The organism is Providencia sp. PROV141 (genome assembly GCF_028481645.1).
GTDB lineage: Bacteria > Pseudomonadota > Gammaproteobacteria > Enterobacterales > Enterobacteriaceae > Providencia > Providencia rettgeri.
This window is the reverse complement of record NZ_JAMPPR010000033.1, coordinates 1-1,482: the sequence shown is the minus strand read 5'-3', so window position 1 is coordinate 1,482 and position 1,482 is coordinate 1. Positions and strand designations below refer to the sequence as shown.

The window sequence follows — 1,482 nt, the reverse complement described above, 5'->3', positions numbered from 1 at the left end:
GAAGATTGCGTTATCCATCAGGATAGCGTAAACCAAGTCACCAATGGTCGCTTTGGCTGCGCGGCCTAGTTTCATCGGGGTATCAGTGAGCATTGACATATCATCGTTAATGATAGCTTGGCGAGTAATGCTGAATAACTCACCGTAGGTTGCCAGTGCGATAGTTGCCTTTTTATCACCCGTAGTGACGTACTTATATTCTGCCCCTTCGCGAACTTCACGAATGGAGTTAAACCCGCCCATTCCAACACGGGTAGCCGGTTTAAAGTCGCCTAAGTGTCCTTTTTTCGTCCATTTTTCAAACGTTTCTGGCGCTTCATTCCAACCTTGCAAAATAGATTTATTTGCTACATCTAACAAAATATTACCGAAGTCAGATGTGCCATGAGTAAAGGCCATGCCAACCATTTGCATTGAGTTACGAGTCGCAATACCAACGCCACGATCCGTTAATGACATGCGAGCCAATTCACGTAATGTCATGCAGTTATAAGGGTTATCAGCATGTGCTTCATCATATCCTGCACGCGCCATTAATGATGCGCGGACGCTATCCCCGACAAGATTACCGTTATTCGCATAAATATGAGCACCGTAATTATTTTTATTTGTTGGTGTCGCCTCTTTGGCTACCAAATCTAAAATTTTGTCTTTTGCTTGCTCGACGGTGCAGTTGATATCTGTCAGGCACTCAACCATGATGCTGTCATGCTTACCGCCGAACATCGCAAACAAATCTTTAATACCATTCATGCGCGTTTGCTCGGCTTGTCGTGCTTGCGCCTGAATGCTTGCCGTATCTGGCTGTTGTGTATTAGTTGGATTTTGTGATTGTGGTGCAGGCTCTGTCGCCGGTGCGTTTGATGTTATTGTGTTTCGTGGGTTAGCTAAGCTATTTTTCAAGGTGTTTTGTAATGATTTTGGCATGGATTTAAATTCCTCGATGCGTTTAGATGAAAGACTGGCCATGGCTTTAACCGGCTCAATCACAGTATTAGCAAAACCGTGCTCCACGCACTCTTCTGCCGTTAACCATGTCTCTTCGCCGAGCATGGCTTCAATTTCTTCTTTGGTTTTCCCAGTTTTTTCCATGTAGGCAGGAATTAAGACGTTTTCTACCTTATCGAGCAGATCAGCATAATCTCGCATATCATTGGCATCACCCCACGACACACCCCAAGGTTTATGGATCATCATCATGGCATTTTTTGGCATTTTGACTTCGTCACCCACCATGGCAATAACGGACGCCATGGAAGCCGCTAACCCATCGATATAAACCGTAATGTTGGCATTGTGGTTTTTGAGCTGGTTATAAATGGCGATACCCTCAAAAACCTCACCGCCGGGTGAATGAATATGAAGGTTGATATGGTTGATATTGCCAAGGGAAATTAAATCTTCGGTAAATCGCTTTGCACTTATCCCCCACATCCCAATTTCGTCATAAATATAAATATCGGCTGAAGTCTCACTGGTTGC

At 44.3% G+C, this 1,482-nt stretch carries 1 protein-coding gene; it reads right to left on the bottom strand.

Annotated features, from left to right (window positions below):
- Window positions 1-1,482 (bottom strand): ClpP-like prohead protease/major capsid protein fusion protein (locus tag PSF09_RS18960; RefSeq protein WP_272684325.1); only part of this gene is annotated, 1,482 nt, incomplete at both ends.